The organism is Streptomyces sp. NPDC031497, from assembly GCF_055580905.1.
Genome location: NZ_JBVIKO010000013.1, coordinates 159,151 through 185,751, shown reverse-complemented (window position 1 = coordinate 185,751; position 26,601 = coordinate 159,151). Strand labels below are relative to the sequence as shown.

20 protein-coding genes and 1 pseudogene are annotated in these 26,601 nt (G+C 71.6%); 2 read left to right on the top strand and 19 right to left on the bottom strand.

Translation table 11 applies throughout. The features are described 5' to 3' along the window. The 4 genes from ACZ5K7_RS26325 to ACZ5K7_RS26310 form a co-directional block, all read right to left on the bottom strand. Window positions 1-711 (bottom strand): chitinase, encoded by a 711-nt coding sequence (locus ACZ5K7_RS26325; protein WP_351707632.1) that lies wholly within the window; start codon window positions 709-711, stop codon window positions 1-3. Window positions 712-967: 256 nt separating this feature from the next. Then, window positions 968-2,395 carry an aldehyde dehydrogenase family protein gene (locus ACZ5K7_RS26320; RefSeq protein WP_468916791.1) on the bottom strand — a complete coding sequence of 476 codons (1,428 nt, stop codon included), beginning with the start codon at window positions 2,393-2,395 and terminating at the stop codon, window positions 968-970. Between the two features lie 48 nt (window positions 2,396-2,443). Continuing rightward, window positions 2,444-3,637, bottom strand: a complete 1,194-nt coding sequence (locus ACZ5K7_RS26315; RefSeq protein ID WP_468916788.1) for an RNA polymerase sigma factor — start codon at window positions 3,635-3,637, stop codon at window positions 2,444-2,446. Then, the gene (locus ACZ5K7_RS26310) at window positions 3,637-3,987 is read right to left on the bottom strand and encodes a YciI family protein (RefSeq protein WP_351707623.1); all 351 of its coding nucleotides are present in this window, start codon (window positions 3,985-3,987) and stop codon (window positions 3,637-3,639) included. Before ACZ5K7_RS26310 ends, ACZ5K7_RS26315 begins: the two co-directional genes overlap by 1 nt. A 99-nt stretch (window positions 3,988-4,086) precedes the next feature. On the opposite strand from ACZ5K7_RS26310, the gene ACZ5K7_RS26305 reads away from it, so the two are divergent. Further along, window positions 4,087-5,127 (top strand): acyl-CoA dehydrogenase family protein, encoded by a 1,041-nt coding sequence (locus ACZ5K7_RS26305; RefSeq protein WP_468916785.1) that lies wholly within the window; start codon window positions 4,087-4,089, stop codon window positions 5,125-5,127. Between the two features lie 22 nt (window positions 5,128-5,149). Here the strand turns inward: ACZ5K7_RS26305 and ACZ5K7_RS26300 are convergent, their stop codons facing one another. The 10 genes from ACZ5K7_RS26300 to betA all read right to left on the bottom strand — a co-directional run bounded on the left by ACZ5K7_RS26300 (window position 5,150) and on the right by betA (window position 21,807). Further along, the gene (locus tag ACZ5K7_RS26300) at window positions 5,150-5,752 is read right to left on the bottom strand and encodes a sarcosine oxidase subunit gamma (RefSeq protein WP_468916782.1); all 603 of its coding nucleotides are present in this window, start codon (window positions 5,750-5,752) and stop codon (window positions 5,150-5,152) included. Then, entirely contained in the window at window positions 5,745-9,062 is a 3,318-nt protein-coding gene (locus ACZ5K7_RS26295) for a sarcosine oxidase subunit delta family protein (protein WP_468916779.1), read from the bottom strand. Before ACZ5K7_RS26295 ends, ACZ5K7_RS26300 begins: the two co-directional genes overlap by 8 nt. Before the next feature lie 11 nt (window positions 9,063-9,073). Then, the gene (locus tag ACZ5K7_RS26290; protein ID WP_468916777.1) at window positions 9,074-10,306 is read right to left on the bottom strand and encodes a sarcosine oxidase subunit beta family protein; all 1,233 of its coding nucleotides are present in this window, start codon (window positions 10,304-10,306) and stop codon (window positions 9,074-9,076) included. Next, entirely contained in the window at window positions 10,303-11,586 is a 1,284-nt protein-coding gene (glyA, locus tag ACZ5K7_RS26285; RefSeq protein WP_351707609.1) for a serine hydroxymethyltransferase, read from the bottom strand. The genes ACZ5K7_RS26290 and glyA overlap by 4 nt, the downstream gene beginning before the upstream one ends. A 148-nt stretch (window positions 11,587-11,734) precedes the next feature. Further along, window positions 11,735-14,173 (bottom strand): GcvT family protein, encoded by a 2,439-nt coding sequence (locus ACZ5K7_RS26280; RefSeq protein WP_468916774.1) that lies wholly within the window; start codon window positions 14,171-14,173, stop codon window positions 11,735-11,737. Between the two features lie 224 nt (window positions 14,174-14,397). Then, entirely contained in the window at window positions 14,398-15,363 is a 966-nt protein-coding gene (locus tag ACZ5K7_RS26275; RefSeq protein ID WP_351707603.1) for an ABC transporter substrate-binding protein, read from the bottom strand. A 14-nt stretch (window positions 15,364-15,377) separates the two neighbouring features. Further along, window positions 15,378-17,351 carry an ABC transporter permease gene (locus ACZ5K7_RS26270; RefSeq protein WP_468916771.1) on the bottom strand — a complete coding sequence of 658 codons (1,974 nt, stop codon included), beginning with the start codon at window positions 17,349-17,351 and terminating at the stop codon, window positions 15,378-15,380. Beyond that, window positions 17,351-18,517: a quaternary amine ABC transporter ATP-binding protein gene (locus tag ACZ5K7_RS26265; protein ID WP_468916768.1), complete on the bottom strand. Its 1,167-nt coding sequence runs from the start codon at window positions 18,515-18,517 to the stop codon at window positions 17,351-17,353. Before ACZ5K7_RS26265 ends, ACZ5K7_RS26270 begins: the two co-directional genes overlap by 1 nt. 19 nt (window positions 18,518-18,536) lie before the next feature. After that, window positions 18,537-20,006, bottom strand: a complete 1,470-nt coding sequence (locus tag ACZ5K7_RS26260) for an aldehyde dehydrogenase family protein (RefSeq protein ID WP_468916766.1) — start codon at window positions 20,004-20,006, stop codon at window positions 18,537-18,539. A gap of 121 nt (window positions 20,007-20,127) precedes the next feature. Further along, entirely contained in the window at window positions 20,128-21,807 is a 1,680-nt protein-coding gene (gene betA / locus ACZ5K7_RS26255) for a choline dehydrogenase (RefSeq protein ID WP_468916763.1), read from the bottom strand. Between the two features lie 150 nt (window positions 21,808-21,957). Between betA and ACZ5K7_RS26250 the strand changes: the two genes are divergently transcribed. Further along, window positions 21,958-22,755 carry an IclR family transcriptional regulator gene (locus ACZ5K7_RS26250; protein WP_351707588.1) on the top strand — a complete coding sequence of 266 codons (798 nt, stop codon included), beginning with the start codon at window positions 21,958-21,960 and terminating at the stop codon, window positions 22,753-22,755. Between the two features lie 87 nt (window positions 22,756-22,842). Here ACZ5K7_RS26250 and ACZ5K7_RS26245 read toward each other — a convergent pair whose 3' ends face one another. The 5 genes and pseudogenes from ACZ5K7_RS26245 to ACZ5K7_RS26225 all read right to left on the bottom strand — a co-directional run bounded on the left by ACZ5K7_RS26245 (window position 22,843) and on the right by ACZ5K7_RS26225 (window position 26,594). After that, window positions 22,843-23,976 carry an aromatic ring-hydroxylating oxygenase subunit alpha gene (locus ACZ5K7_RS26245; protein WP_468916761.1) on the bottom strand — a complete coding sequence of 378 codons (1,134 nt, stop codon included), beginning with the start codon at window positions 23,974-23,976 and terminating at the stop codon, window positions 22,843-22,845. A gap of 52 nt (window positions 23,977-24,028) precedes the next feature. After that, window positions 24,029-25,192 carry an NAD(P)/FAD-dependent oxidoreductase gene (locus tag ACZ5K7_RS26240; RefSeq protein ID WP_468916758.1) on the bottom strand — a complete coding sequence of 388 codons (1,164 nt, stop codon included), beginning with the start codon at window positions 25,190-25,192 and terminating at the stop codon, window positions 24,029-24,031. Then, window positions 25,189-25,551 carry a bifunctional 3-phenylpropionate/cinnamic acid dioxygenase ferredoxin subunit gene (locus ACZ5K7_RS26235; protein WP_450973531.1) on the bottom strand — a complete coding sequence of 121 codons (363 nt, stop codon included), beginning with the start codon at window positions 25,549-25,551 and terminating at the stop codon, window positions 25,189-25,191. The genes ACZ5K7_RS26240 and ACZ5K7_RS26235 overlap by 4 nt, the downstream gene beginning before the upstream one ends. A gap of 230 nt (window positions 25,552-25,781) precedes the next feature. After that, window positions 25,782-26,191: pseudogene (locus tag ACZ5K7_RS26230) on the bottom strand (zinc-binding dehydrogenase); the annotation flags it as partial. A gap of 235 nt (window positions 26,192-26,426) precedes the next feature. Continuing rightward, window positions 26,427-26,594, bottom strand: coding sequence for a hypothetical protein (locus ACZ5K7_RS26225; protein WP_351707570.1), 168 nt, complete (start codon window positions 26,592-26,594; stop codon window positions 26,427-26,429). Between the last annotated feature and the right edge of the window lie 7 nt (window positions 26,595-26,601).

Below are 26,601 nucleotides of genomic sequence, written 5' to 3'. Positions count from 1 at the left end.
TCAGCAGTAGAGGTTGTTGCCCGCCGCGACACCGAGAATCTGTGTGAACTTCTGGTAGGCGCTGACCCGGCTCTGCACCTGCGCCGGGTTCTTGCCGTCGCACTCCAGCGAGCCGTTGATGCTGCGGATGGTCTGGCCGAAGCCGGCCTGGTTGACCATGGCGTTGTGGCCGGTCATGGTGCCGGGTCCGGTCTGGGTGTTCCAGTACCACAGGCCGGTCTTCCAGGCGACGGAGGAGTTGTTCTCGACCTGCCAGGGGTTGTTGAGGAGGTCGATGCCGAGCGCGTCGCCGGCGGCCTTGTAGTTGAAGTTCCAGCTGAGCTGGATGGGGCCGCGCCCGTAGTAGGCGGACTGTCCGGCGGGACAGCCGTACCACTGGCTCCGGTCGCAGTACGTCGGGTAGTTGGCGGTGTTCTGCTCGACGATGTAGACCAGTCCGCCGGTCTCGTGGCTGACGTTGGCGAGGAAGGCGGCGGCCTCCTGCTTCTTGACGGTGTCGCTGCCGGTGTTGGCGAAGGCCGGGTAGGCGCTGAGCGCGGCGGTGAGGCCGCTGTAGCTGTAGAAGGAATTCCGGTTCGGGAACATCTGGTTGAACTGCGTCTCGCTGACGACGAAGCCGGCGGCGGAGGCTGTGGGGGCCGCCTGGAGCACCAGGGCGGAGCCGCCAATGGCGAGCGAGGTCAGGAGTGCGGCGATACGGCGCCTCGACACGGATCAACTCCTTTGCGGAGCACGGCCGCGCCCCACAGAGGGGGAGCGGCCGCGGTGGGGGGTGTGAGGCACACTCAACTGCTTTGGTCTGTACCAGTCAAGGGTGTAGACCAGTCATTCGACAGTCGATCTTCCACAGGTGGTTTCCTCAATTGCGCCCGGAAACTGGCATGTCGGGCTCGCCGTGTCGCCCGGCAGGGCAGCGGTCGGGCCCGGCGGCGTCCCAACGCGGCCGGGCCCAAAAGGAGTTGGCGGATCAGCCGAGCGGCTTCGCCAGGACCGCCTTGCGGTGGCTGAACGTCTCGATGGAGTAGCGGCCGTGGTAACTGCCCATGCCGCTCTCCCCCACCCCGCCGAACGGCAGGTCGGAGACGGTGAGATGGGCGACCGGAAGGCCGAGGCCGAGCCCGCCGGAGGAGGTCTCGGCGGCGATCCGGTCCCGGGTGTCGCCGGACTCGCTGAAGACGTAGAGCGCGAGGGGCTTGTCGCGGTCGTTGATGAAGCCGATCGCGCCGTCCAGGTCCGGGACGGTGACGATGGGCAGGATCGGGCCGAAGATCTCCTCCCGCATCACCGGTGACCCGGGGTCGACGTCGGCGAGCACGGTGGGCGCGATGTACTTGGCGTCGCGGTCGGTGTCGCCGCCCACGGCCACCCGGCCGGAGGCGAGCAGCCCGCTGAGCCGGTCGAAGTGCCGCTCGTTGACGATCCGGCCGTACTCGCCGGACTCCTTGGGCTCCGTGCCGTACAAGGTCTGGACGGCCTTGACCAGCTCGACCTCCAGAGCGGCGGCCGTCTCCGGGTCGGTCAGGACGTAGTCGGGAGCGACACAGGTCTGCCCCGCGTTGAGGAACTTGCCGCGCGCCAGCCGGTCTGCGACCACCGCGAGATCGACGTCCCGGTCGACGAACGCCGGGGACTTGCCGCCGAGTTCGAGGGCGACCGGGGTGAGGTGCTCGGCGGCGGCGCGCATGACGATCCGGCCGACCGTGCCGTTGCCGGTGTAGAAGATGTGGTCGAAGCGTTCGGCGAGCAGGGCCGTGGTCTCCGGGACACCGCCCTCGACGACGGCGACGGCCTCGGTGTCGAGATAGGCCGGCAGCAGCCGCGCCAGTGCGGCCGAGGTCGCCGGAGCCAGCTCGCTGGGCTTGGCGACGACCGCGTTGCCCGCGGCGAGGGCGCCGGCCAGCGGGGCGAGCAGCAGCTGGGCGGGATAGTTCCACGGGGCGATGACGAGGACGACGCCGAGCGGGTCGTACTGCGTCCAGGCGGTCGCGTCGGCGCCCAGGTGCGCCGGGACCGGGGCGGACTCGGGGCGCAGCCACTCCGCCAGGTGGTCGAGGCTGTGGTCGATCTCCCGGACGGTGAAGTCGATCTCCGTGCGGTAGGCCTCGCCGGCGCTCTTGCCCAGGTCCGCGTGGAGGGCGGCGGCCAGCTCGTCGCCGCGCTCCGTCAGCATGGCGCGCAGCCGGCGCAGCTGGCCGGTACGCCACTCGACGGGCTTGGTGCGGCCGGTGCGGAAGGTGGCGCGCAGCCGGGCGACGACGTCGGCGGGCTGCTCGGGGGTGGACTGGTTCACGGATGCCTCGCTGGTGGTGCGTACGGGCCTGACGGCCCGGCCGGGTGTCGAACAGACGGATGCATACTGCAACCTTTCAGGGGCCGAAGTAAATTCCGCCGCCACGGAAGCACTCTCCGCCGTGCCCGGATCACCCTGCCGTGGACCCGCTCCTCAGGCCACGAGCTCGGCCCGCCGCCGCCGAAGGTACGCCTGTTCGGGCAGCCCGTCGGCGAGTTCGATGGCGGTGTCGTACTCCCGTACCGCCTCGTCGTCACGGCCGAGGCGGCGCAGCAGGTCGGCCCGGACGGCGTGCAGGACGTGATAGCGGTCGAGGTCGAGCGCGTCGACCAGGGCGAGAGCCTGGTCCGGCCCCTCGACCTCGGCCACCGCGACCGCCCGGTTCAGCGCCACGACCGGAGAGCGGTCGACGGCCATGAGCTGGTCGTACAGCCGCAGGATCTGCCCCCAGTCGGTGGCCTCGGCGGTCGGTGCGTCGCTGTGCACGGCGTTGATCGCGGCCTGGATCTGGTACGGCCCCGGCCGGTTGCGGCGCAGGCACCGCCGCACGAGTTCCTGCCCCTCCCCGATCAGCTCCCGGTCCCACAGCGCGCGGTCCTGGTCGGGCAGCGCCACCAGCTCGCCGCCCGCCGGGCGCCGGGCGGCCCGCCGGGCCTCGACCAGCAGCATCAGCGCGAGCAGCCCGGCGGCCTCGGGCTCGTCCGGCATCAGCCCGTACAGCAGCCGCCCCAGGCGTACGGCCTCCGTACCCAGCGCGGGATCACCGCCGTACCCCTCGTTGAAGATCAGGTAGACGACGGCCAGCACACCGCTGAGCCGGTCGGGCAGGTCGGCGTCCTTCGGTACCCGGTAGGGGATGCCCGCGTCGCGGATCTTGGCCTTGGCGCGCACCAGGCGCTGGGCGAGGGTGGGCTCGGGCACCAGGAAGGCGCGGGCGATCTGGGCGGTGCTGAGTCCGCCGAGCAGGCGCAGGGTGAGCGCGACCCTGGCCTGCGGGGCGAGGGCGGGGTGGCAGCAGGTGAAGATCAGCCGGAGCCGTTCGTCGCGCACGGGGCCCTCCTCGGCCGGTGGGTCGGACGCGTACAGCCGGGCGGCCTCGGCGTGCCGGGCGTCCCGGGAGGACTCGCGGCGCAGCCGGTCGAGCGCCCGGTTGCGGGCGGTGGTGATGATCCACCCGGCCGGGCTCGGCGGTACCCCGCTCTCCGGCCATCGGTCCAGCGCCGTGGCGAAGGCGTCCTGGACCGCTTCCTCGGCGAGGTCGATGTCGCCGAGGAAGCGGACGAGAACCGAGACCGCGCGCCCGTACTCGGCACGGAAGGCGGCCTCGACGTCGGCGGCATCCGCCATCAGATCTGGTCCATGAAGGGCCGCACCTCGATCGGCAGCCGGGTGGCCAGGGCGGCCTTGCGTCCCCACTCCAGGGCCGCGTCCAGGTCCGCCGCCCGGATCAGGCTGATCCCGCCGAGGTACTCCTTGCCCTCTGCGTAGGGCCCGTCGGTGACCAGCACGTCGCCGTCCTTCGGGCGCAGCATCGTGGCCGTCTCCGGGCCGTGCAGTCCACCGGAGAAGACCCAGGCGCCGGCCGCGCGCAGCTCGTCGTTGAACACCTCGACATCGCGCATGATCGTGGCCATCTCGGCGGGCGGCGGCGGGGTGCCGTCGGCCGGCTGGACCACGCTGAGCAGGTAGTGCTTCATGACGTTCTCCTCGGTCGTCGTGGGGTGTGCTCGCCTTCTACACGAACGGCGGGCCCCCGGATCGACACCCCGCCCCGGACAGCCGAAAGAATCTTCTCCATGACCATCTCCGCACATCCGCTCGTCGTCCGCGCCCGGGAACTCGCCGACGGTCTCCTCTCCCCCGCCGCGGAGCGCGTCGACCAGGAGGGGGTCCCGGTGAGTCACATCGAGGCGATCAGACGCTCGGGCCTGCTCGGCCTGAACGCGCCGGTGGCGTACGGCGGCTCGGCGGCGCCCGCGGCCGTGGTACGCGAGACGGCGGAGATCCTGGCCGGGGCGTGCTGCTCGACCTGGTTCGTGCAGACCCAGCACCACACGCCGGTACTGACCCTGGCCAAGGCCGAACTCCCGGTCCGTGAGCGTCTGTTGGGACCGCTGGCACGCGGTGAGCTGCTGTCCGGGGTGGCGTACGCGCATCTGCGGTCGTACCCGCGTGTCCCGGTGCGGGTCCGGCGGGAGGGGGACGGCTGGTGCTTTGACGGCACCGTCCCCTGGTACACCGGCTGGGGCCTGAACGACGTGCTGCTGCTGGCCGGGGTGACCGAGGACGACGAGGCCCTGTTCGCCTTCGTCGAGGCGCGGGAGCAACCGGGACTGCGCCCGTCGGAGCCGATGCGGCTGGCGGCGCTCACCGCGTCCCGGACGGTGTCCCTGGAGCTGGACGGCCTGCGGGTGCCGGACGACGCGGTGGCGCTCCGGACGCCGTACGAGGACTGGGCGGCGACGGACCGGCCGAAGACCCTCAACGCCAACCCGGCCGTCTTCGGGATCACGGCGGCGGCCCTGGCCCTGGTCGACGAGGAGTACGCGGCTCCGCTGCGGGCCCGGGCCGACGAGGTCCGCCACCGGGCCTACGCGCTCGCGGACCATCCGGTGCCGCGGGAGCACGCGCAGGAGCGGCTGGCGCTGCGGGCCGAGGCGTTCACGCTGATGCGTACGGCGACGACGGCGGCCGTGGTGACGGGCGGCGGCCGGGCGATGTCCGTCACCGGCCGCGCCCAGCGCCTGGCCCGGGAGGCCCTGTTCCTGCTGGTCCAGGGCCAGACCGCCGCATCACGCACGGCCCATCTGGAGCGGCTCGCGGAGCGGCCCCGCTGAGACCGCCCGGCTCCCGGGCCGCTCAGGTGTACTCCACGGCCGCGTCCAGCAGCCAGTCCACCAGGTAGCCGGCGAAGGACGAACGCACCAGTACCCAGAAACCGGCCCTGGTCTCGTCCCGGGCGACCAGGACCACCTGGGTGCGCGCCAGCGTGGTCTGGGCGCAGCGGCCGGGGCCGAAGGCACGGGGGTGCAGGTCCAGGGCGCAGCCGTGGGCGAGCAGGTCGCGGGCGCGGGGGCCGCCGACCAGCAGGGTGGTGCGCTGGGCGGAGACATCGGTGACGGCGGCCGGTTCGGCCCCGACAGCCGAGCGGATCCGGCCCTCCAGCTCCCGCTCGGTGCCGGGCCGGCCCACCACCAGCCACTCGTCCGGGCCGAGCCACATCGCGGTCACCTCCCCCGTGTGCGCCACGGTGTCGGGTTCCAGCGGCAGGGGAAGTCCCAGGGCCAGTCCGACCGCGTCCGCCGCCGGTCCCTTGGCGTCCAGGCGGACGTTCACCTGGGCCAGGAAAGGGAGTTCGGCGAGCCGGACCGCGCCCCGGGAGGAGCGCGTGACGGCGGACAGGCGGTGCGCGGCGTCGGCCAGGGGGCTGCGCCGCGCTGGGGTGGGGGCGGTGTCAGCCATCGCGGCGGGCTCCCTCGGGGTCGTAGAGGACGGGACCGGCGACGGTCACCGGCAGCAGCCGGGCACCGACGGGTGCGTAGAGGCGCTCGCCGATGCGGCCCCGGCCGCCCTTGACCAGGGCCAGCGCGAAGGTCCGGCCGAGCGCCGCGCTGCGGTAGCTGGAGGTGACATGGCCGAGCATCGGGACGGGCGGGGCGGGCAGTTCACTCTCGGCGACCAGGTGGGTGCCTTCCGGGAGGAGGGCGCCGGGATCGTCCGTGAGCAGGGCTACGAGGTGTTTGCGGTCGGGGCGGGCGGTGTCGGCGCGGGCGTGGGAGCGCTTGCCGATGAAGTCGGGCTTCTTCCTGGACACCGCCCAGCCCATGCCGAGGTCCTGCGGGGTGACCGTGCCGTCGGTGTCCTGGCCGACGATCGGGTAGCCCTTCTCGGCGCGCAGCACATGCATGGTCTCGGTGCCGTACGGGGTGATGCCGTACGGCGCCCCCGCCTCGTACAGCGCCTCCCAGAGCGCGACCGCCTGCCACGGCGACACGTTGATCTCGTAGGCGAGTTCGCCGGAGAAGCTGATCCGGCACACCCGGGCGTCGAGGCCGGCGACGGTGGTCTCCCGCCACGCCATGAACGGGAAGTCGTCGTTGGACACGGCCAGTCGGGGGGCGAGTGAGCCGAGGACCGCCCGGGACTTCGGGCCGACCAGGGCGACGGTGGCCCAGTGCTCGGTGACCGAGGTGCAGTGCACCCGCAGGTCGGGCCACTCGGTCTGCAGCCACTCCTCCATCCAGTCCAGGACGGCCGCCGCGTTGCCGGTCGTCGTGGTGACCAGGAACCGGTCCGGGGCGAGCCGGATGACCGTGCCGTCGTCGAAGACCATTCCGTCCAGGCGGCACATCACGCCGTAGCGGATCATGCCGACCTTCAGGGTGCTGATCATGTTCGTGTAGAGCCGGTCCAGGAAGAGCGCGGCGTCCGGGCCCTGCACATCGATCTTGCCGAGCGTGGAGGCGTCCATGAGGGCCACGCCCTCGCGGGCGGCGCGGCACTCGCGCAGCACGGCCGTCTCCCTGTCCTCACCGTCCCGCGGGTAGTACCAGGGCCGCTTCCACTGGCCGACGTTCTCGAACAGCGCGCCGTGCTCGACGTGCCGGCCGTGCAGGGCGGTCGTGCGGACGGGGTCGTGCAGCGCGCCGCGGTCGCGGCCGGCGAGGGCGGCGAAGGAGACGGGGGTGTACGGCGGCCGGAAGGTGGGCAGGCCGAGCGCCGAGACGTCCACGCCGAGGAGTTCGGCGACGACCCCGCTCGCCAGCACCCCGCCGGTCTTGCCCTGGTCGTTGGCGGTGCCGGCCGTGGTGTAGCGCTTGGTGTGCTCCACCGAGCGCAGGCCCGCGCCGGTCGCCCGGGTCAGGTCGGCCACGGTGACGTCGCGTTGGAGGTCGACGAAGCGGGGGGCGTCGGTGGCGGTGGGGATCGTGAAGACCTGCATGGGCGGGGTGTACGGCTGGGAGGCGACGGCGGGAAGGGCGGGGGGCTCGGCGGTCCAGCCCTCGGCCTCGACCGCGCGGGCGCCGGCCGCCGCGCCCTGGGCGAGGGCCGTGGCGAGGTCGAACGCCCCGTTCGCGGCGCCCGCGACCGCCACCGCCTGACGGCAGCCGTCGGGGACGAACGTGCCGAGCGTCTCGTCGTGGCGGAGCCTGCCGCCCGCCTGGCTGAACAGGTGCGCGACCGGGTTCCAGCCGCCGGAGACGAGGAGCAGGTCTGCGGCGAACTCCCGCTGTCCGCCGCTGCCTTGGTACGGGGCGACGGTCACGCCTTCGTACGGAGCGGCTGTCACGCCTTCGTACGGGGCGACGGTCACGGCGGTGAGCCGGGCACCGCCCGCCGTGCCGGTGACCGCGTGTCCGGCCAGTACCTCGATCCCGGCGCGGCGGGCGCGTTCGGCCCACTCCCCCGGCTCCGGCCGGGTGTCGGCGATCGCCGCGATGTCCGCGCCGGCCGCCGCCAGGTCGAGTGCGGCGGCGTACGCGCTGTCGTTGGTGGTGAACACGACCGCGCGGCGGCCGGGCAGGACGGCGTACCGGTGCAGGTACGTGCGGGCCGAGGCGGCCAGCATCACGCCGGGGCGGTCGTTGTCGCCGAACGCGAGGGACCGCTCGTGGGCGCCGGTGGCGAGGACCACGTGCCGGGCGCGGATCCGCCAGACGCGTTCGCGGGAGACGTGCGCGGGGGCATCGGCGCCGAGGTGGGCGGTGCGGCGTTCGACGGCGAGGAGGTGGTTGTCGTCGTAGTGGCCGAAGACGGTGGTACGGCGCAGGACGCGGACCTCGGGGGCCGCTTCGAGGCGGGCGTGTGTCGCGGCCACCCAGTCGGGGAGCTCGCCGGTGCCGAGCAGGCTGCCGCCTGGTTCCGGCTGGTCGTCGGCGAGGATGACGCGGGCGCCGCTGGTGGCCGCGGCCGCTGCCGCGGCGAGGCCGGCCGGGCCCGCGCCGACGACCAGCAGGTCGCAGTGGGCGTGTACGGCGTCGTAGCGGGCGGGGTCGGGGGCGGTGCCGAGGCGTCCCTGGCCCGGGAGGCCGGTGGCCACCAGGCCGTCGTGGAGCTCGACGGTGGTGGCGGGGAGCATGGGTTCGGGGAAGGGGGCCTCGATCTGGACGACCGCGTTGGGTTCTTCTGGGCCGGCGGTGAAGATGCCCCGGGGGCGGCCGAGTCTGATGCTGGTGGCGGCCTGGATGACGCCGTTGGCGAGGAGGGCGGAGGCGAGGGTGTCGCCTTGGTAGCCCTGGTATTCGGTGCCGTCGAAGGTGAAGGTGAGGGGAGTGGTGCGGTCGATTCGGCCGCCGGTGGGGGTGCGGTGGGGGTGGGCCGCGGTGGTGCCGGGGAGGGGGCCCGCGGCGGAGCCGCTGATGGACGGAGTGCCCCCGCCGCCCCTGCCCTTCCCGTCCTCCAGGGGCGCTGCCCCTTCGGCCCCGCTGGGGGCTGCGCCCCCAGACCCCCCGTCGGCCTGAACGGCCTCGTCCTCAAACGCCGGACGGGCCGCGAGGGGAGCCGTCGGGCGCGGCTCTCCCGCCCGGTACACCGTCAGGATCTCGTTCGTCGACGTGTCCCGGACCGCGTTGAACCACCTACGGCAGCCCGCCGCGTGGCTCCAGCACTCCGCGAACGGGCCCTTGGGGTTGGCGCGGAAGAAGAGGTAGCGGGCCCACTCCTCGTCGGTGAGGGACGCGGGGGTCTCCGGGTAGGGGACGTGGGCCTGGCCGCCGTAGTGGAACTCGGACTCATCGCGGGGCCCGCACCACGGGCAGGGGATGAGCAGCATGGTGGGGCTCCCTAGTGGGCCACCGCGGCCGCGCCGTGCTCGTCGACGAGCGCGCCGGTGGTGAAACGGTCGAGCGAGAAGGGGGCGTTGAGGGGGTGGGGGGCGTCGTGGGCGATGGTGTGGGCGTAGACCCAGCCGACACCCGGGGTGGCCTTGAAACCGCCTGTTCCCCAGCCGCAGTTGAGGTAGAGGCCGGCCACCGGGGTGAGGCCGACGACGGGTGAGGCGTCGGGGCTGACGTCGACGATGCCGCCCCAGGTGCGCAGGACGTGGGCGCGGGCGAAGACCGGGAAGAGTTCGAGGGCCGCCGCCATCTGTTCCTCGATGATGTGGAACGCGCCGCGCTGGGTGTAGGAGTTGTACGCGTCGATGCCCGCGCCCATCACCAACTCCCCCTTGTGCGCCTGGCTGACGTACACATGGACCGCGTTGGACATGACGACGGTGGGGTGCACCGGCTCCAGGAGTTCGGAGACGAGGGCCTGCAGGGGGTGGCTCTGGAGGGGGAGTTCGATGCCTGCCATGGCGGCGAGGACGGAGGTGTGGCCGGCCGCGCACAGGGCCACCTTGCCTGCGGCGATCGGACCGAGGGTGGTCCGGACGCCGACCACCCGGCCGGCCACCACGTCCACACCGGTGACCTCGCAGTTCTGGATGATGTCGATGCCGGCCGCGTCCGCGGAGCGGGCGAGGCCCCAGGCCACGTAGTCGTGTTTGGCGATGCCGGCGCGCGGCTGGTAGGTGCCGCCGAGGACCGGGTACCGCACATCGGGTGAGGTGTTGACGATCGGGCAGACCTCCTTGACCCCGTCCGCGTCGAGCCACTCGGCGTCCACGCCGTTGAGGCGGTTGGCCTCGACCCGGCGGACGCTGTCGCGGACGTCCTGGAGGCTGTGGGCGAGGTTCAGCACGCCACGCTGGGAGAAGAGGATCGGGTAGTCGAGCTCCTCCTCCAGGCCCTCCCAGAGTTTCAGCGCGTGTTCGTAGATGCCCGCGCTCTCGTCCCAGAGGTAGTTGGAACGGATGATCGTGGTGTTGCGGGCCATGTTGCCGCCCGCCAGCCAGCCCTTCTCCAGGACCGCCACGTCGGTGATGCCGTGGTTCTTGGCCAGGTAGTGGGCGGTGGCGAGGCCGTGTCCGCCGCCGCCGACCACGATCACGTCGTACGAGCGCTTCGGCTCGGGGGTGCGCCAGAGGAAGTCCGGGTGGTCGGGGAGGTCGGCGCCGGGGGTGCGGGGGCTCATCGGACGTCTCCGTCGTGCGCGAGGTGCGGGTAGAGCGGGTGCGAGGCGGCGAGGGACGCGGTGCGGGCGCGCAGGGCGGACACGTCCGGGTCGGGCTGGAGGGCGAGGGCGATCACGTCGGCCACCTCGGCGAAGTCCGCCTCGGTGAAGCCCCGGGTGGCCAGTGCGGGGGTGCCGATGCGCAGGCCGGAGGTGACCATGGGCGGGCGTGGGTCGAAGGGGACGGCGTTGCGGTTGACGGTGATGCCGATGGTGTGGAGGAGGTCCTCGGCCTGCCTGCCGTCCAGGGATGAGTTCCGGAGGTCGACGAGGACGAGGTGGACGTCGGTGCCGCCGGTCAGCACCCGCACTCCGGCCGCGGCGGCGTCGGGGCGGGTCAGACGTTCGGCGAGGATGCGGGCGCCGGCCAGCGTGCGGGCCTGGCGTTCGGCGAACCCGGGGGTTGCCGCGACCTTGAAGGAGACGGCCTTCGCGGCGATGACATGCTCCAGCGGGCCGCCCTGCATGCCGGGGAACACCGCCGAGTTGATCTTCTTGGCGAGGTCGGCGTCGTTGGTGAGGATGACGCCGCCGCGCGGTCCGCCGAGGGTCTTGTGCGTGGTCGTGGTGACGACGTGGGCGTGCGGGACGGGGCTGGGGTGCAGTCCGGCCGCCACCAGGCCGGCGAAGTGCGCCATGTCGACCATGAGGAGGGCACCGACCTCGTCGGCGATGCGCCGGAAGGCCGCGAAGTCCAGCTGCCTCGGGTACGCCGACCAACCCGCGATGATCATCTTCGGGCGGTGTTCCTTGGCGAGCCGCGCCACCTCGTCCAGGTCCACGAGGTTGTCCGCCTCGGAGACGTGGTACGGCACCACGTCGAGCATCTTGCCGCTGTAGTTGAGGCGCATGCCGTGGGTGAGGTGGCCGCCGTGCGCGAGGTCGAGGCCGAGGACGGTGTCGCCGGGCTTGAGCAGGGCGAAGAAGACGGCGGTGTTGGCCTGGGCGCCGGAGTGCGGCTGAACGTTGGCGTAGCCCGCGCCGAAGAGCGACTTGACGCGTTCGATCGCCAGCCGCTCGGTGACGTCGACGTGTTCGCAGCCGCCGTAGTAGCGGCGGCCGGGGTAGCCCTCGGCGTATTTGTTGGTGGCGACCGAGCCCTGCGCCTCCATCACGGCGGTGGGCGCGAAGTTCTCGGAGGCGATCATCTCCAGGGTGGACTGCTGGCGATGCAGCTCGGCGCGGAGCGCGGCGTGGACCTCGGGGTCCAGCTCGGCCAGGGGCGTGTTCAGCGCGTTCATGCGGGGTTCGCGATCCTTTCGACGGCCTCAGCGCCCCGAAGGGGCGCTGGGGGTACCCCCAGCCGAAGGCTGGGGGAGGAACTGCGCGACCAGCCACGAAGCACCCGCAGCCGACCGACGACACATCGCGGCACTCCTCTCCGATCCCTCACCCACGGAGACGACTCATCCCCGGATCGAACAACGGCTCCTCGGCCACCACCGCCGCCACGCGCTGGTCGAAGTACCCGATCTGAACGCCGGTCCCGGGCACCGCCAGCTCCACAGGCAGCCACGCGTAGGCGATCCCCTTGCCGATCGTGTAGCCGTAGGCCGCGCTGGTCACGTAACCGACCGCGCGGTCACCGTCGTACACCGGCTCCTTGCCCATGACGACGGCCCGCGGGTCATCGACGGTGAGGCAGCTCAGCCGGCGCCGTACCTCCGTCCTGCGCCGCTCCAGCGCGGCCTTGCCGACGAAGTCGCCCTTGTCGAGCTTGACGGCGAAGCCGACGCCGGCCTCGTAAGGGTCGTGCTCGTAGGTCATGTCGGTGCCGAACGAGCGGTAACCCTTCTCCAGGCGCAGGCTGTTGAAGGCGCCCCGGCCGGCGATGACGCCGCCGAGCGGTTCGGCCGCCCGCCACAGGGTGTCCCAGAGTTTCGCGCCGTGGTCGGCGGTCGTGTACAGCTCCCAGCCGAGTTCGCCGACGTACGACAGCCGCATCGCGGTGACCGGCACCGAACCGATGTAGGCGCGCCGGGCGCGGAAGTACTTGAGGCCGTCGTTGGAGAAGTCCGCGTCGGTGAGGGGTTGGAGGACCTCGCGGGCGAGCGGGCCCCACAGGCCGACGCAGCAGGTGCCGGGGGTGATGTCGCGGACCTGGACCCGTCCGTCGGCGGGGAGGTGGCGGGTGAACCAGTCGAGGTCCAGATTGCCGTTGGCGCCGACCTGGAAGTGGTCGCGGGCGAGGCGGGCGACGGTGATGTCGCTGCGGATGCCGCCGTCGTGGTCCAGAAGCAGCGTGTACGTCACCGAGCCGACGGACTTGGCGACCCTGCCGGTGACCAGGCCCTCCAGGAAGTCGGCGGCGCCGGGGCCGGTGACCTCCAGGCGCTTGAGGGCGGTCATGTCGTACATCGCGACGGTCTCGCGGGTGGCCTGGGCCTCGGCGCCGACGATCGGCGACCAGTAGCGGGCGGCCCAGTCGTTGGGGGTGGGGATCGAACGGCCTTCGACCAGGCCCGCGTTGGCCTCGTACCACTGCGGGCGCTCCCAGCCGTTCGCCTCCAGGAAGAAAGCGCCGTGTTCCTGCTGGCGGGCGTGGAAGGGGCTGGTGCGGATCGGGCGCGGCTTCCCGGACGGCTGGAGGGGGTGGAGGATGTCGTAGACCTCGACGAAGTTCTGGCAGTCGCGGGCCAGGACGTACTCGGGGGCCAGCTGGTGCGGCTCGAAGCGGTTGATGTCGCACTCGTGCAGGTCGAAGGACGAGCAGTGGCCGTCCACCAGCCATTCGGCGACGGCCCGGCCGACGCCCGCGGAGTGCGTGACCCAGACGGCCTCGGCGACCCAGAAGCCCTTTACGTCCGGGGACTCGCCGAGCAGCGGGTAGCCGTCGGTGGTGAAGGAGAACAGGCCGTTGATGCCCTCCTCGACCTTGGCCTCGCGGGTCGCGGGGAGCAGCGACCGGGTCTCGGTCCAGGCGTCCTCGAAGTCCTCCTCGGTGAACTTCAGGACGGAGGGCATCGGTTCGGCCTCGTCGACGGAGAGGATGTCGTCCGCGGAGACGGGCATCGGGCGGTGGCCGTAGGAGCCGATGCCGAGGCCGTCGAAGCGGTCGCGGTAGTAGAGGTCGGCGTCCTGGTGGCGCAGGATCGGGCGGACGGCCTCCTCGGTCTGGCCGGCGAGGGCGGGAACCGGGCCGGTCCAGGCGAGTTGGTGGGCGAGCGGGGTGAGCGGCAGGTTCATGCCGACCATGCGGGCGATCTTCGGGCCCCAGATGCCGGCGCAGCAGACGACGATGTCGGCGGGCAGTTCGCCCTGGGCGGTCAGGACGCCGGTGACGCGGCCCTCGCTCCGGTGGACGTCGAGGACCTCGTGGCGGGCGAGGAAGCGGACGCCGCGGTCGGTGGCCCGACGGATCTGGGCCTCGACGGCGAGCACGGCCTTGGCGATGCCGTCGGTGGGGACGAAGAGGCCGCCGAGGACCCGGTCCGGGTTCACCAGCGGGTGGCGCCGCACGCACTCGTCGGCGCTCAGCAGGTGTGCCTCGACGCCCCAGGCGGTGATCCAGCCGTGGCGGCGGTGGAGTTCGGCGAGGCGCTCGGGGGTGGTGGCCACCTCAAGGCCGCCGACCTGGAGGAAGCAGGGCCTGCCGTCGACGTCGAGGGAGCAGAACTTCTCGACGGTGTAGCGGGCCAGTTCCGTCATGGTCTTCGACGGGTTGGTCTGGAAGACCAGGCCGGGGGCGTGCGAGGAGGAGCCTCCGGTGGCCGGGAGGGGGCCCTGGTCGACCACGGTCACCTCGGTCCAGCCGCGTGCGGAGATCTCGTCCGCGAGCGCGGCTCCCACCACGCCCGCTCCGATGATGACCACTCGGGGTCCCGCCATCGCCCAACCTCCGAACTTGAGACCGGTGCAGTTGCTTGGTGCGCAACGTGATTCAGGCTGCGCAACTCAATGTGCCCGTCGTCGAGGAGGGGTGTCAAGAGGCCCGGTGACGTCGGGAAACGGCCGAAAGGCAGCGGGGCAAAGGCAACGCCCGGCGGGCGGTGCGCACAACTGCGCACCGCCCGCCGGGCGTACTGGACCGGCCTTTTGACGCCCCTCCCCCGCTACTTCAGCCAGGCGTCGACCTTGTCACGGTTGGCGTCGACCCACTTCTTGGCCGCCGCGTCGTCCGACATCTTGTCCACGGCGATGTACTTGGCCACGGTGTTCTGGTCGTCGTTGGTCCAGTTGAACTTCTTCACCAGGTCGTAGGCGGGGCTGCCCGACTTGGCGAAGCTCGCGCTGACGATCTTGTCCAGGTCGTAGACGGGGTAGTCGCAGGCGACCTTCGCCGCGTCGGCGTCACAGCCCGTCGTGTACTTGGGCAGGTCCACCTTCACCAGCGGTATCTCGGAGAGGAACCACTGCGGTTCGTAGAAGTAGCCGATGAGCCACTGCTTGTTCTTCTCGGCCGTTCTGAAGGCCTGGATGAGCGCGGTCTCGCTGCCCGCGTACACCACCTTGAAGTCCAGCTTCAGGTTCGTCACCAGGGCGGCGTCATTGGTGACGTACGACGGGTCGCCGTCGAGCAGCTGGCCCTTGCCGCCCGACTCGGACGTCTTGAACTGGGCGGCGTACTTATTGAGGTTCTGCCAGTTCGTGATGTCCGGGTGCGCCTTGGCGAGCCACGGCGGGACGTACCAGCCGATGACGCCCTTGTTGCCGGTCGAGCCGGCCTCGACGGCCGTCTTCTGCCCGGTGATGTACTTCTTCTTCAGATCGTCGTGGCCCCAGTTCTCCAGGACGGCGTCGACCTCGCCGGTGCCGAAGCCCTGCCAGGCGATCTCCTCCTTGAGGTCCTTCTTCTTCACCGTGCAGCCGAGGTCGTGTTCCGCGACGTACGCGACGACCGCCGCGTCCGCCTCGTAGCCCACCCACGGGTTGACGGCCAGGTTGAAGGTGCCGCACTTGCCGTCCGCGGACTTCGAGCCGGCGGAACTGCTCTCGCCGACCTTCGCCCCGCCGCAGGCCGTGAGGGTGAGGCCGAGGACGGCCAGGCCGGCCGCGCCTATACGCCAGTGTTGTGCCATGGTGTCGGTGCTCCTTATGCCCGGGTGCGTCGCGCCGCAGCCTGAGTGATCCGGTCGAACATGACTCCGAGCAGGACGATGGCGAGCCCCGCCGCCAGCCCCTTGCCGTACAGCTCGCCCTGCGAGAAACCGGCCACGACGTCGTAGCCGAGGGCGCCCGCGCCTACCAGGCCGCCCACCACAACCATCGACAGCACGTAGATCAGGCCCTGGTTGGTCGCGAGGGTCAGGGCGCCGCGTGCCATCGGCAGCTGGACCTTGGTGATGATCTGCCAGGTGTTGCACCCGGCCGAGGTGGCCGCCTCCACGGTGGACTCGGGCACGTTCCGCACCCCGTCCGCGATGATCTTGATCGCGACGGGTGCCGCGTAGACGACGGCCGCGACGATCGCCGTGAAGCGGGTGGCGCCGAAGAGCGCCAGGAACGGCACGAGATAGACGAACGGCGGCATGACCTGGGCGGCGTCCAGGGCAGGCCTGATCAGCCGGTCCGCCGACGCGCTGCGGCCCATCCACACGCCGACGACGGCACCGAGCAGCATCACCAGGACGGTGGCCACGGCGGTCGAGGCGAGCGTGGTCATGCTGTCCGACCACAGGCCCGTGCCGACCAGCAGCCCGACGCAGGCGGCCGCCGTCGCCCCGGCCCGCCAGCCGCCGAGGACGGCGCCGAGCGCGACCAGGGTGGCGCCGACGAGCCACCACGGGGAGTCGGTGAGCAGCGTCTGGAACGGGTTGAGCAGGCCGTTGGTGAGGGCGTCCCGCAGCGCGTTGGTCAGGCCGGAGAGATGGTCCTGGAGCCAGGTGGTCGCGGTGTCGGCGGCACTCGCGATGTGGGTGCCGACGGTGCCGTCGCCGGGGAACTCGGCCGCCCAGACGTAGGTGTGGGAGAGATAGACCAGGACGGCGGCCGCGATCCCGCCGGCCGCAAGGAGCGGGCGGCGCCACTTGAGGAACGGGCCGCCGGCGCGGCGGACTTCGGTGCGGGCGGCCGCCGCGGTGGTGACCCGGTCGAGCACGATGGCCATGACGACGATGGCGAGTCCGGCGTTGAAGGCGGTGCCGACGTCGAGGGACTGCAGGGCCTGGACCACGGTCTTGCCGAGGCCGGGCGCGTCGATCAGGGCGGCGATGGTGACCATGGCCAGGGCGGCCATGATGGTCTGGTTGACGCCCATCACCACCGTGCGCCGGGACATCGGCAGCAGCACCTTCAGCAGTTGCTGCGTCCGTGTCGCGCCGAGCGAGTCGGCCGCCTCGACGGTGGTCTCGGGGACCGAGCGGATCGCGTGCGCGGTGATACGGATGGCGGGCGGCGCCGCGTAGATCACCGTGGTGATCACCGCGGAGGCCCCGCCGATGAGGAAGATCAGGGTCAGCGGGGCGAGGTAGACGAAGGTCGGCATCGTCTGCATGAAGTCCAGGAAGGGCGTCATGATCCGGTTGAACCGGTCGGAGAGTCCGGCCCAGACGCCCAGCGGGATGCCGATGAGCAGGGCCACCAGGACCGCCGACAGGGTCAGCGCCAGGGTGTCCATGCTCTCCTGCCACAGGCCCTGGAGCCCGAAGAAGGTGAAGCCGGCCGCGGCCAGCAGCGCGACCCGCCAGTTGCCCACGGCCCAGGACACGTACCCGGCGAGTCCGACGACGCCGAGCCAGCCGATCTGCGGTACCGGGCGGGAGCCGGTGGGCTGGGAGATCAGTGACTGGACGAAGGTCACCAGGTTGTCGATGACCAGCCGGATCTCGTTGAAGAAGTAGAGGAAGACCGGGTTGGAGTTGCGGTTGGCGCCGATGCTGTCGTTGACGTCGTTCAGCCAGCGGTGCAGTCCGGTGAGGTCGGCGGCGGCCAGGGTGAGCGTCTGCCGGCCGCGCAGCACGGTGAAGAGCACCAGCCAGACGACCAGGATGGCCGCCACCACCATGGGGCGGCTGACCTTGTGGCGCAGGGCGGCGACGGGGACAGTCGCGTCGGCGACGGCGGCCATCAGGCGCCGCCTTCCTGTCCGGCGACGGCGGCTCCGGCACGGGCCCCTGCGACACCGGCCGCTCCGGCACCACTTGCTCCGGCGCCGACCGCTCCCGCGACGACCGCGAGGATCTCCTCGTCGCCGACGATGCCGAGCAGCTTGCCGTGCTCGACGACCTTGACCGGCCGATCGGCCGCGAGCACCGCCCGGGTGGCCTCGCGGACCACCACCTCCGGACCCAACTCGGGTCCGTCCACGGCGTCTTCGGGGGTAGCGGGCCGCATGATCCAGCGCAGGGTGAGGACGTCGCCGCGCGGCACGTCCTTGACGAAGTCCCGTACGTAGTCGTCCGCCGGGGCGCCGACGAGTTCGTCGCCGGTGCCGCACTGGACCATCCTGCCGTCCCGCATGATCAGGATGCGGTCGCCGAGCTTCAGTGCCTCGGAGAGGTCGTGGGTGATGAACACCATGGTCTTGCCGACCTCGTGGTGCAGGCGGATGACCTCGCTCTGCATGTCACGGCGGATCAGCGGGTCGAGCGCGGAGAACGGTTCGTCGAAGAAGAGGACGTCGGGGTCGCCGGCGAGGGCGCGCGCGAGGCCGACGCGCTGCTGCATGCCGCCGGAGAGCTGGTCGGGGTAGGAGTTCTCGTATCCGGCGAGGCCCACCAGTTCGACGACCTCCATGGCCTTCTTCGTCCGTTCGGCCCGGCTCATGCCCCGGATCTCCAGGCCGAACGCCACGTTCTCGACGACCTTGCGGTGCGGCAGCAGACCGAAGTGCTGGAAGACCATGGAGAACTTGCTGCGCCGCAGCTCCCGCAGCCGTCGGGCGTCGGCGCCCCGGATGTCCTCGCCCTCGAAGACGACCTCGCCGGCGGTGGGTTCGATCAGCCGGGTCAGACATCGCACCAGGGTGGACTTGCCGGACCCGGACAGGCCCATGACGACGAAGACCTCGCCGGGCGACACCTCGAAGTTCAGGTCCCGTACGGCGGCGGTGCAGCCGGTGCGGTCCATCAGCTCGCGGCGGGTCAGCCCGCACAACTCCTCGGAGCCCGGCACCTGGTCGGCCTTCGGCCCGAACACCTTCCACAGCCGGCGCACGGAGATGACCGGGGTACGGTCCCCGGGGTCCTGGGACGTGTCGCGCCGCTGCGACACCTCGGTCTGGGCTGGGGTCATGGTCGGCCTCTTTTCGCCGTCAGCCGCGGAACCAGTGCTGCGGCCGGGGTTGGATGTTCTGCCAGACGTGCTTGGGCTCTCGGTACTCGTCCAGGCCGGTCGGTCCCAGCTCGCGGCCCACGCCCGAGTGCCCGAAGCCACCCCATTCCGCTTGCGGCACATAGGGGTGGTAGTCGTTGATCCACACGGTGCCGTGGCGCAGTCGGCGGGCGACCCGCTGCGCCTTGCCCGCGTCCTGCGTCCAGACGGCTCCGGCGAGGCCGTACTCCGTGTCGTTGGCGATGCGGACGGCGTCGTCCTCGTCCTGGAAGCGCTCCACGGTGAGTACAGGTCCGAAGGACTCCTCGTGCACCACCCGCATGTCCTGCCGGCACTCGTCGAGGACGGTCGGCGGGTAGTAGAAGCCGTTCGCCAACTCGGGGGCGTCGGGGCGTACGCCGCCGCAGCGCAGTACGGCGCCCTCGGCGAGACCCGCTGCGACATACGCCTCGACCTTCTCGCGGTGCTGTGCGGAGATCAGCGCCCCGGTCTCGGCCTCGGGGTCGAAGGGGCCGCCCAGGCGGATGACTTGGGCCCGGCGCACGACCTCGTCGACGAAGGCGTCGTGGATCGTGTCCTCGACGATCAGCCGGGCGCCGGCCGAGCAGACCTGCCCGGAGTGCAGGAAGACGGCGGTGAGCGCGAAGTCGACGGCGGTGGCGAAGTCGGCGTCGGCGAAGACCACGTTGGGGTTCTTGCCGCCGAGTTCGAGGGCGACCTTCTTCACCGTGGCGGCCGCGGTGGCCATCAGGCGCCGGCCGGTGTGCAGCCCGCCGGTGAAGGACACCAGGTCGACGGCCGGGTGCTCGGCGAGCGGTGCGCCCGCCTCGGGGCCGGCGCCGAGGACGAGGTTGGCGGCGCCGGCCGGGAGGCCCGCCTCCTCCAGGGCCTTCATCAGCAGGATCGAGGTGGAGGGGGTGAGTTCACTGGGTTTGAGGACGACGGTGTTGCCCGCGAGGAGGGCCGGGGCGACCTTCCAGGAGGCTTGCAGGAGCGGGTAGTTCCAGGGGGTGATCAGGCCGCAGACGCCGACGGGTTCGTAGGTGACCCGGCTGAGCGCGTCGTCGCGGCCGGTGTCGACCACCCGTCCGGCGCTGGTGCCGGCGATGCCGCCGTAGTAGCGGAAGCAGGAGACGACGTCGGCGATGTCGTACTCGCTCTCCACCAGGCGCTTGCCGGTGTCGAGGGACTCGGCGCGGGCGAACTCCTTGGCGTCGCGCTCGATGATGCCGGCGGTGCGCAGCAGCAGCGCGCCGCGCTCCCGCTCGGGGGTGTGCGGCCAGGGGCCGTCGTCGAAGGCGCGCCGGGCCGCGGCGATCGCGGCCTCGGTGTCGGGGCGGGTCGCCTCCGACACCGTGGCGACGAGGGCGCCGTCCGCCGGACAGCGGATCTCGCGCCGGCCGCCGGCCACCGCCGCGCGCCATTCACCATCCACGTACAGATCTGCCACGGTCGCGCCCTTCGAGCCCGAATTCGTTGCGCATTGTGCATTGGTTTGCTTTTGGTGGAACACCCTGACGAACGGACCGACCGCCGTCAAGAGGTCTGGGGAGAGTGCGGGGGAGAGTGCGCTACCCGGCCTGTTCGCGGGCGTCGCGGTGCCGGTAGTAGACGGCATCGGACGGCGGCAGCGGTTCCTTGCCGAGGATGAGGTCGGCCGCCTTCTCGGCGATCATCATGACCGGGGCGTAGATGTTGCCGTTGGTGACGTACGGCATCACCGAGGCGTCCACCACGCGCAGTCCGTCCACCCCGTGCACCCGCAGGGTCAGCGGGTCGACGACGGACATCGCGTCCGTGCCCATCTTGCAGGTGCAGGACGGGTGCAGGGCGGTCTCGCCGTCCTTGGCGACCCAGGCGAGGATCTCCTCGTCCGTCGCCACGGACGGGCCGGGCGAGATCTCCCCGTCGTTGTAGGGGGCGAGCGCGGGCTGGTTGAGCAGTTCGCGGGCCACCCGGACCGCCTCGACCCACTCGCGGCGGTCCTGCTCGGTGGAGAGGTAGTTGAAGCGCAGTGCCGGGTGTTCGCGCGGGTCCTTGCTCCTGATCTTCACCGAGCCGAGGGCGTCGGAGTACATGGGCCCGACATGGACCTGGTAGCCATGGCCGCCGGCGGGCACGGAGCCGTCGTAGCGGACCGCGACGGGCAGGAAGTGGAACATCAGGTTGGGGTAGTCCACCTCCTCGTTGCTGCGGCAGAAGCCGCCGGCCTCGAAGTGGTTGGTCGCGGCCGGCCCCTTGCGGAACAGCCACTGCAGGCCGATGAAGGGGGCCCGCCACTTCGCCAGGTACGGCTGGACGGAGACGGGCTGCTTGCAGCCGTACTGGATGTACACCTCCAGGTGGTCCTGGAGGTTCTCGCCGACGCCCGGCAGATCGTGGACGACGTCGACGCCGAGGGCGCGCAGTTCCCCGGCGTTGCCGACGCCGGAAAGCTGGAGCAGTTGCGGGGAGTTGATGGCGCCGCCGCACAGGATGACCTCGGCGGCCCGCACCTGCCGGAGGGCGCCCCTGCCCCGCTGATACTCGACACCGACGGCCTTCTTCCCCTCGAAGAGGACGCGTGTGACGAGGGCGCGGGTCTGCACGGTGAGGTTGGGGCGTTTCCTGGCGGGTTTGAGGTACGCCTTGGACGCGGACAGGCGCCGGCCGCGGTGCACGTTGCGGTCGAACTTGGCGAAGCCCTCCTGCCGGTAGCCGTTGACGTCGTCGGTGGGCGCGTAGCCGGCCTCTTCGGTGGCCTTGAGGAAGGCGGAGAAGAGCGGGCCTTCGGCCGGGCCGCGTTCCAGCACGAGCGGTCCGTCATGGCCACGGAACTCGTCGTCGGGGTCGGCGGCCAGACAGTTCTCCATCCGGCGGAAGTACGGCAGGCAGTGGGCGTAGTCCCAGGTCTTCATGCCGGGATCGGCGGCCCAGCGCTCGTAGTCCATGGGGTTGCCGCGCTGGAAGATCATCCCGTTGATGCTGCTGGAGCCGCCCAGCACCTTGCCGCGGGCGTGGTAGACACGCCGGCCGCCCATGTGGGGTTCCGGCTCGGACTCGTACTTCCAGTCGTAGAAACGGCTTCCGATGGGGTACGTCAACGCCGCGGGCATATGGATGAACACGTCCCACGGGTAGTCCGGGCGGCCCGCCTCCAGCACCAGCACCCGGTTGCCGGGATCGGCCGAGAGCCGGTTCGCCAGTGCGCTGCCGGCCGATCCGCCGCCGACGATGACGAAGTCGTACTGCACGTCTTGCAAGGGAGCCATACCGCCTCGTCCCGCTCGCGCCGTCGATGTGCGCGGCATGCTAGTACGGGTATCGCAATGCGCACCAGGTTGCGAACAACGCAACTTGTAAGATCTTTGTTCACACCACGTTTCTTGGGCGCTGTTGTTTACTCCGCGTATAGTTTCGCTATGAGCAACTACAGTCCGGACACAGAAACGAACGGCTCATCCTCCGGTGGCGTGCAGTCCGTCGACCGCGCCATCAGCGTCCTGGAGATCCTCGCCCAGCGCGGCGAGGCGGGCGTGAGCGAGGTGGCCGCCGAGATCGAGGTACACAAGTCGACCGCGTTCCGCCTGCTCGGCGCCCTGGAGGCGCGCGGACTGGTGGAACAGGCGGGCGAACGGGGCAAGTACGCGCTCGGGTTCGGCATCGTCCGGCTGGCGGGCGCCGTCACCGGGCGTATCGACGTCACCCAGCAGGGCCGTCAGGTCTGCGAGCGGCTGGCCGAGGAGATCGGCGAGACGGTCAACATCGCGGTGCTGCAGGAGCACTACGCGATCAACCTCTACCAGGTACGCGGTACGGCCGCCGTCACCGCGCACAACTGGGTCGGCCAGCTGACCCCGTTGCACGCCACCTCCAGCGGCAAGGTCATGCTGGCCCATCGGCCGGCGAAGGAACGGGCCGCGCTGATCTCGGACGGGGGCCTGAAGAAGCTCACCCCGCACACCATCTCCACGAAGGCGAAGCTGGAGAAGGACCTCGCCGAGGCCCGGGAGCGCGGTTACGCCTGGACGCTGGAGGAGCTGGAGATCGGGCTGCACGCCATGGCCGCGCCGATCCGGGACCGGGAGGGCAAGGTCATCGCGTCGATCAGCGCCTCCGGGCCGTCCTACCGGTTCACCGAGGAGCGTATGCACGAGTTGGCTCCGGTGCTGGTCAAGGGCGCCGCCGAGATCAGCCACCGGATGGGGTTCCTGGGCTGAGCGCCCCGAGGACGACCGCCGTACGGCCCGCGTCCGTGTTCCGCGCGGGCCACGGGCGCTCCGTGTCTGTCAGTCCTGTCAGTCCCGTCACTCCGGCCGCCGGGTACCGAGCCGCTCGTGGACCCAGTCGTGGAAGGCGCCGATGTGGTGCTCGCTGGGCACCAGCACACCGCCCTTGGCGTACAGCCGTGAGCTCATCCCGGGCTGGGTGCGCTCGCAGGCGTCGAAGTCCTGGCGGTTGACCCGGTCGAAGAGCTCCACGGACCGGCTGACGTCCTTGCCGCTCTCCACGACGTGCGGAAGGTAGAGCCAGTCGCACTCGACGACCGTCCGGTCCACGGCCACCGGGTACATGCGGTGGAAGATCACGTGGTCGGGCACGAGGTTGATGAAAACCTGCGGTTTCACGGTGATCGCGTAGTACCGCCGGTCCTGGTCCGCGGCGACTCCGGGGATGCGGTCGAGCCCCTCGGAACCGTCGACGGTGAAGCCCCGGACGTCCGCGCCGAACTCGGCGCCGTGGCCCACGTAGTACTGCGCCGCGTAGCCGTCGGCGAACTCGGGCAGCACCTCGGTGAGTTCGGGGTGGATGGTGGCGCAGTGGTAGCACTCCATGAAGTTCTCGACGATGAGCTTCCAGTTCGCCCGCACGTCGTAGACGATCCGCCGGCCCACCGACAGGTGCTCGATGTCGTAGTGCTCGATCGACGCGGTGTCGCCCAGCCGTTCGACGACGGCCCCCAGCACGTCCTCCTCGAAGGAGGGCGGGTCCTCCGCCAGGCACACCCAGACATAGCCCAGCCATTCCCGCACGGCCACCCCCACCAGGCCGTACTCGGTACGGCCGACGTCGGGCATCTTGGTGAGGTTGGGGGCCGCGACCAGCTTGCCGTCCAGGTCGTAGGTCCAGGCGTGGTACGGGCACTGGAAGGCGCGCCTGACCTCGCCCGTCTCCTCGGTGCACAGTCTGGCCCCGCGGTGCCGGCAGACGTTGAAGTAGGCGCGGACCGACCCGTCCCGGGCACGGGTGACGAGGATGCTCTCGCGGCCCACGTCGACCGTGCGGAACGCGCCGGGCTTCGGCAGGTCCGCCGCGCGGGCGACGCAGAACCACATCGTCTCGAAGACGCGTTCCTGTTCCTGGGCGAAGATGCCGGGATCCGTGTAGGCGGAGCCGGGGAGGGTGGCGATCAGGCTGTCCGGCAGGCTGGTCGAGGTCACGGTGCACTCCTCGGAGAACGTCGTGGATCGATGGGACGGCGCGGGCGCCGGGTCAGGGCGCGGTGGTGCCGAACTGCTTGCGCAGGCGGGTGAAGAGCCGCGGCTGGTTCATCCCGAGCACGGCGACCGGCCGGCCCGCCCGCCGGTAGACGGCGAGGAAGCTGCGGTCGTCGGTCGAGCCCTCCTCGACCGTCACCTCGTCGGCCCCGGCGGCGTGTCCGACGAACTGGATCTTCACGCCGTACTGGTCGGACCAGAAGTACGGGGGCCTGGGGAGGCCCGGTTCCGTCGCCCCGTGCGCGAGGAGCGCGGCGACGGCGGCGGCCGGCCGTTCCAGCGCGCCGGTCCAGTGCTCGACCCTGCGATGGCCGCCGGCGTGCGGGTCGTACCAGTTGGCGCAGTCGCCGACGGCGACCACCCCGGCCACGCTGGTACGCCCGTCGGCACCGCACTTCACGCCGTTGTCGAGCGTGACGCCGGAGCCCTCCAGCCACTCGACGCAGGGGCGCGCCCCCACGCCGACGACGACGGTGTCGGCGGGCACACTGCGGCCGTCCTCCAGGAGGACCGCCGCCACCTGGCGCTCGCCGCTCAGCCCCTTGACCCCGACCCCGCACAACAGCCGTACCCCGTGGTCGGCGTGGAGGGCGGAGACGACGGCGCCCATGGCCGGGCCGAGCGGTCCGGCCAGCGCGGTCGGTGCCGCCTCGACCACGGTCACGTCCAGCCCGAGGGCATACGCCGTGGAGGCGACCTCGGCGCCGACGAACCCGCCGCCGATCACCACAAGGCGGCCGCCCCGGGAAAGATCGCGTCGCAGGGCGCGGGCGTCGTCGAGGGTGCGCAGCACATGGACCCCGGCGAGACCCTCGGTACCGGGCAGGGTGCGGGCGGCGGCTCCGGTCGCGACCACCACGCCGTCGGCCCGGACCTCCCGGCCGTCGGCGAGCCGGATCGCCCGCCCGGTGCGGTCCAGCCCGGTGGCGCGCGCCCCGAGCAGCCACTCCGCACGGAGTTCCTCGTCGTCCCGCTCCAGCGCCAGGTCCGCCTCACCGACAGTGCCGGCCAGGAACTCCTTGGACAACGGCGGCCTGTCGTACGGGCGATGGGGCTCGTCGCCGATGACGACCAGCCGGCCGTCGTACCCCCGTTGCCGCAGCGAGCGCGCGGCCGACAGCCCGGCCAGCGAGGCGCCCACCACGGCGACCGTCCTCACGCCGCGCCCCCGGCGAGCCGGGCGGCGACGCACGGCGGCAGGTTGGGCGCGTCGGCGGACAGCCGGACGTAGACGGTGCCCTCCTCGACGACGACCTCGTGGGTGCGGACCGGGCGCTTGGCCGGGGGTGCGTCCACGGAGCCGGTCCGCAGGTCGAACTTGGAGGCGTGCAGGGGGCATTCGACCTCGCGGCCCTCCAGCCAGCCGTCGGCGAGCGAGGCGTCCTGGTGGGTGCACGTGTCGTCGATGGCGAAGAGCTCGCCGTCCTCGGTGTGGAACACCGAGACGGGCGGGTCGATATCGAGCCGGTGGGCCTCGCCTCGCGGCAGATCCGCGAGACGGCACGCGGGAATCTTCATGACACCTCGGTGCGTATAGCGAAACGGATTGCGATGAGCGCAACGTCAGTCTGAGGGCGCCTCCGAAGCGTTGTCAAGGCGTTCACTCGCCGGTCTGCGCAGGCCGCGGCGGCGGCTCCGGACCATGCCGAAGTGCCCTCGAAGGCAAGGGTGAACAGGAGAAACGAGTGTCCCTTCGAGCGCGAGGACGCGGGGCGGTCAGAAACCGCGGTCGATCCGCTCCAGGCTCGTCACTGGGCCAACACCGAGCGCGGGACGCCGCCGTGAGCATCCTTTCGAGGGCCATCTCGACCTCGCCCAGGGTGACGGTCCCGGTGACGAAGGCGTCCAGCGGCGGCAGCTCCGGCCTCGACTCCGGCGTGGGGACGCCGACCGGCACCACGATCCCGGCGAGGTCACGGGCGTAGCAGGCCGGACAGCAGGTGGGTCTCCGGCCGCCGCGCTGCCTCGATCACCGCATCGGCGCCGAATCCGCCGGCAGCTTCCGCACCGCGTAGGCGGCGTCGGTCTCCGGGGAGTTGACGGGGTGGGTGGCGCCGAGCCGGTGCACCGTGGCCGGCTTGCGCTCGTCCGCATCCACGGCGATGACCCTCGCCGCCCTGGTCAGGTCGGGGCCGAGGACCGCGGCGGCGCCGATGCCCGCCGTCACCGCCGCGGTCGGCGCAACACGGCACGCGGGGCCCGAAACGGCGGTCGGAGACACCGCCGCCGTCCTCATGCGCTCCCGCGGCCCCGCCGGTGCGAGTCCGAAGACGTCCTGCCGGCCGAGGTACACGTGGCCCGCACGGCGGTGTGCGCCGACGACACCGCCCGGTACCACCGGCGGGCCGGAACAGCCGTTTCCCGTACCGGCCGCTCCCGGCCGGGTGAGGGGGTCAGTCGTCGTCCGGGCCGGGGACCACGACCAGGAAGGCGTCCGTCCGCAGGTCCATCACGACCGTCGCGGGCTCGCCCTCGGCGCGGCGCTCGGCCGCGTACTCCTCCGCCGGCCACGATCCCCGCGGAGCTCCGGCAGGGAAACGTTCCAACACCTTCGCGCTCATGGCGGCA

What these genes read in the sequence shown, in the direction of transcription:
- ACZ5K7_RS26315 (WP_468916788.1), bottom strand. Translation starts at nt 3,637, where the DNA reads ATGGCGGATGCCGCCGACGTCGAGGCCGCCTTCCGTGCCGAGTACGGG.
- ACZ5K7_RS26250 (WP_351707588.1), top strand. Translation starts at nt 21,958, where the DNA reads ATGAGCAACTACAGTCCGGACACAGAAACGAACGGCTCATCCTCCGGT.
- ACZ5K7_RS26265 (WP_468916768.1), bottom strand. Translation starts at nt 18,517, where the DNA reads ATGACCCCAGCCCAGACCGAGGTGTCGCAGCGGCGCGACACGTCCCAG.
- ACZ5K7_RS26275 (WP_351707603.1), bottom strand. Translation starts at nt 15,363, where the DNA reads ATGGCACAACACTGGCGTATAGGCGCGGCCGGCCTGGCCGTCCTCGGC.
- ACZ5K7_RS26295 (WP_468916779.1), bottom strand. Translation starts at nt 9,062, where the DNA reads ATGCTGCTCATCCCCTGCCCGTGGTGCGGGCCCCGCGATGAGTCCGAG.
- ACZ5K7_RS26235 (WP_450973531.1), bottom strand. Translation starts at nt 25,551, where the DNA reads ATGAAGATTCCCGCGTGCCGTCTCGCGGATCTGCCGCGAGGCGAGGCC.
- ACZ5K7_RS26280 (WP_468916774.1), bottom strand. Translation starts at nt 14,173, where the DNA reads ATGGCGGGACCCCGAGTGGTCATCATCGGAGCGGGCGTGGTGGGAGCC.
- glyA (WP_351707609.1), bottom strand. Translation starts at nt 11,586, where the DNA reads ATGAACGCGCTGAACACGCCCCTGGCCGAGCTGGACCCCGAGGTCCAC.
- ACZ5K7_RS26300 (WP_468916782.1), bottom strand. Translation starts at nt 5,752, where the DNA reads ATGGCTGACACCGCCCCCACCCCAGCGCGGCGCAGCCCCCTGGCCGAC.
- ACZ5K7_RS26310 (WP_351707623.1), bottom strand. Translation starts at nt 3,987, where the DNA reads ATGAAGCACTACCTGCTCAGCGTGGTCCAGCCGGCCGACGGCACCCCG.
- ACZ5K7_RS26305 (WP_468916785.1), top strand. Translation starts at nt 4,087, where the DNA reads ATGACCATCTCCGCACATCCGCTCGTCGTCCGCGCCCGGGAACTCGCC.
- ACZ5K7_RS26270 (WP_468916771.1), bottom strand. Translation starts at nt 17,351, where the DNA reads ATGGCCGCCGTCGCCGACGCGACTGTCCCCGTCGCCGCCCTGCGCCAC.
- ACZ5K7_RS26290 (WP_468916777.1), bottom strand. Translation starts at nt 10,306, where the DNA reads ATGAGCCCCCGCACCCCCGGCGCCGACCTCCCCGACCACCCGGACTTC.
- betA (WP_468916763.1), bottom strand. Translation starts at nt 21,807, where the DNA reads ATGGCTCCCTTGCAAGACGTGCAGTACGACTTCGTCATCGTCGGCGGC.
- ACZ5K7_RS26225 (WP_351707570.1), bottom strand. Translation starts at nt 26,594, where the DNA reads ATGAGCGCGAAGGTGTTGGAACGTTTCCCTGCCGGAGCTCCGCGGGGA.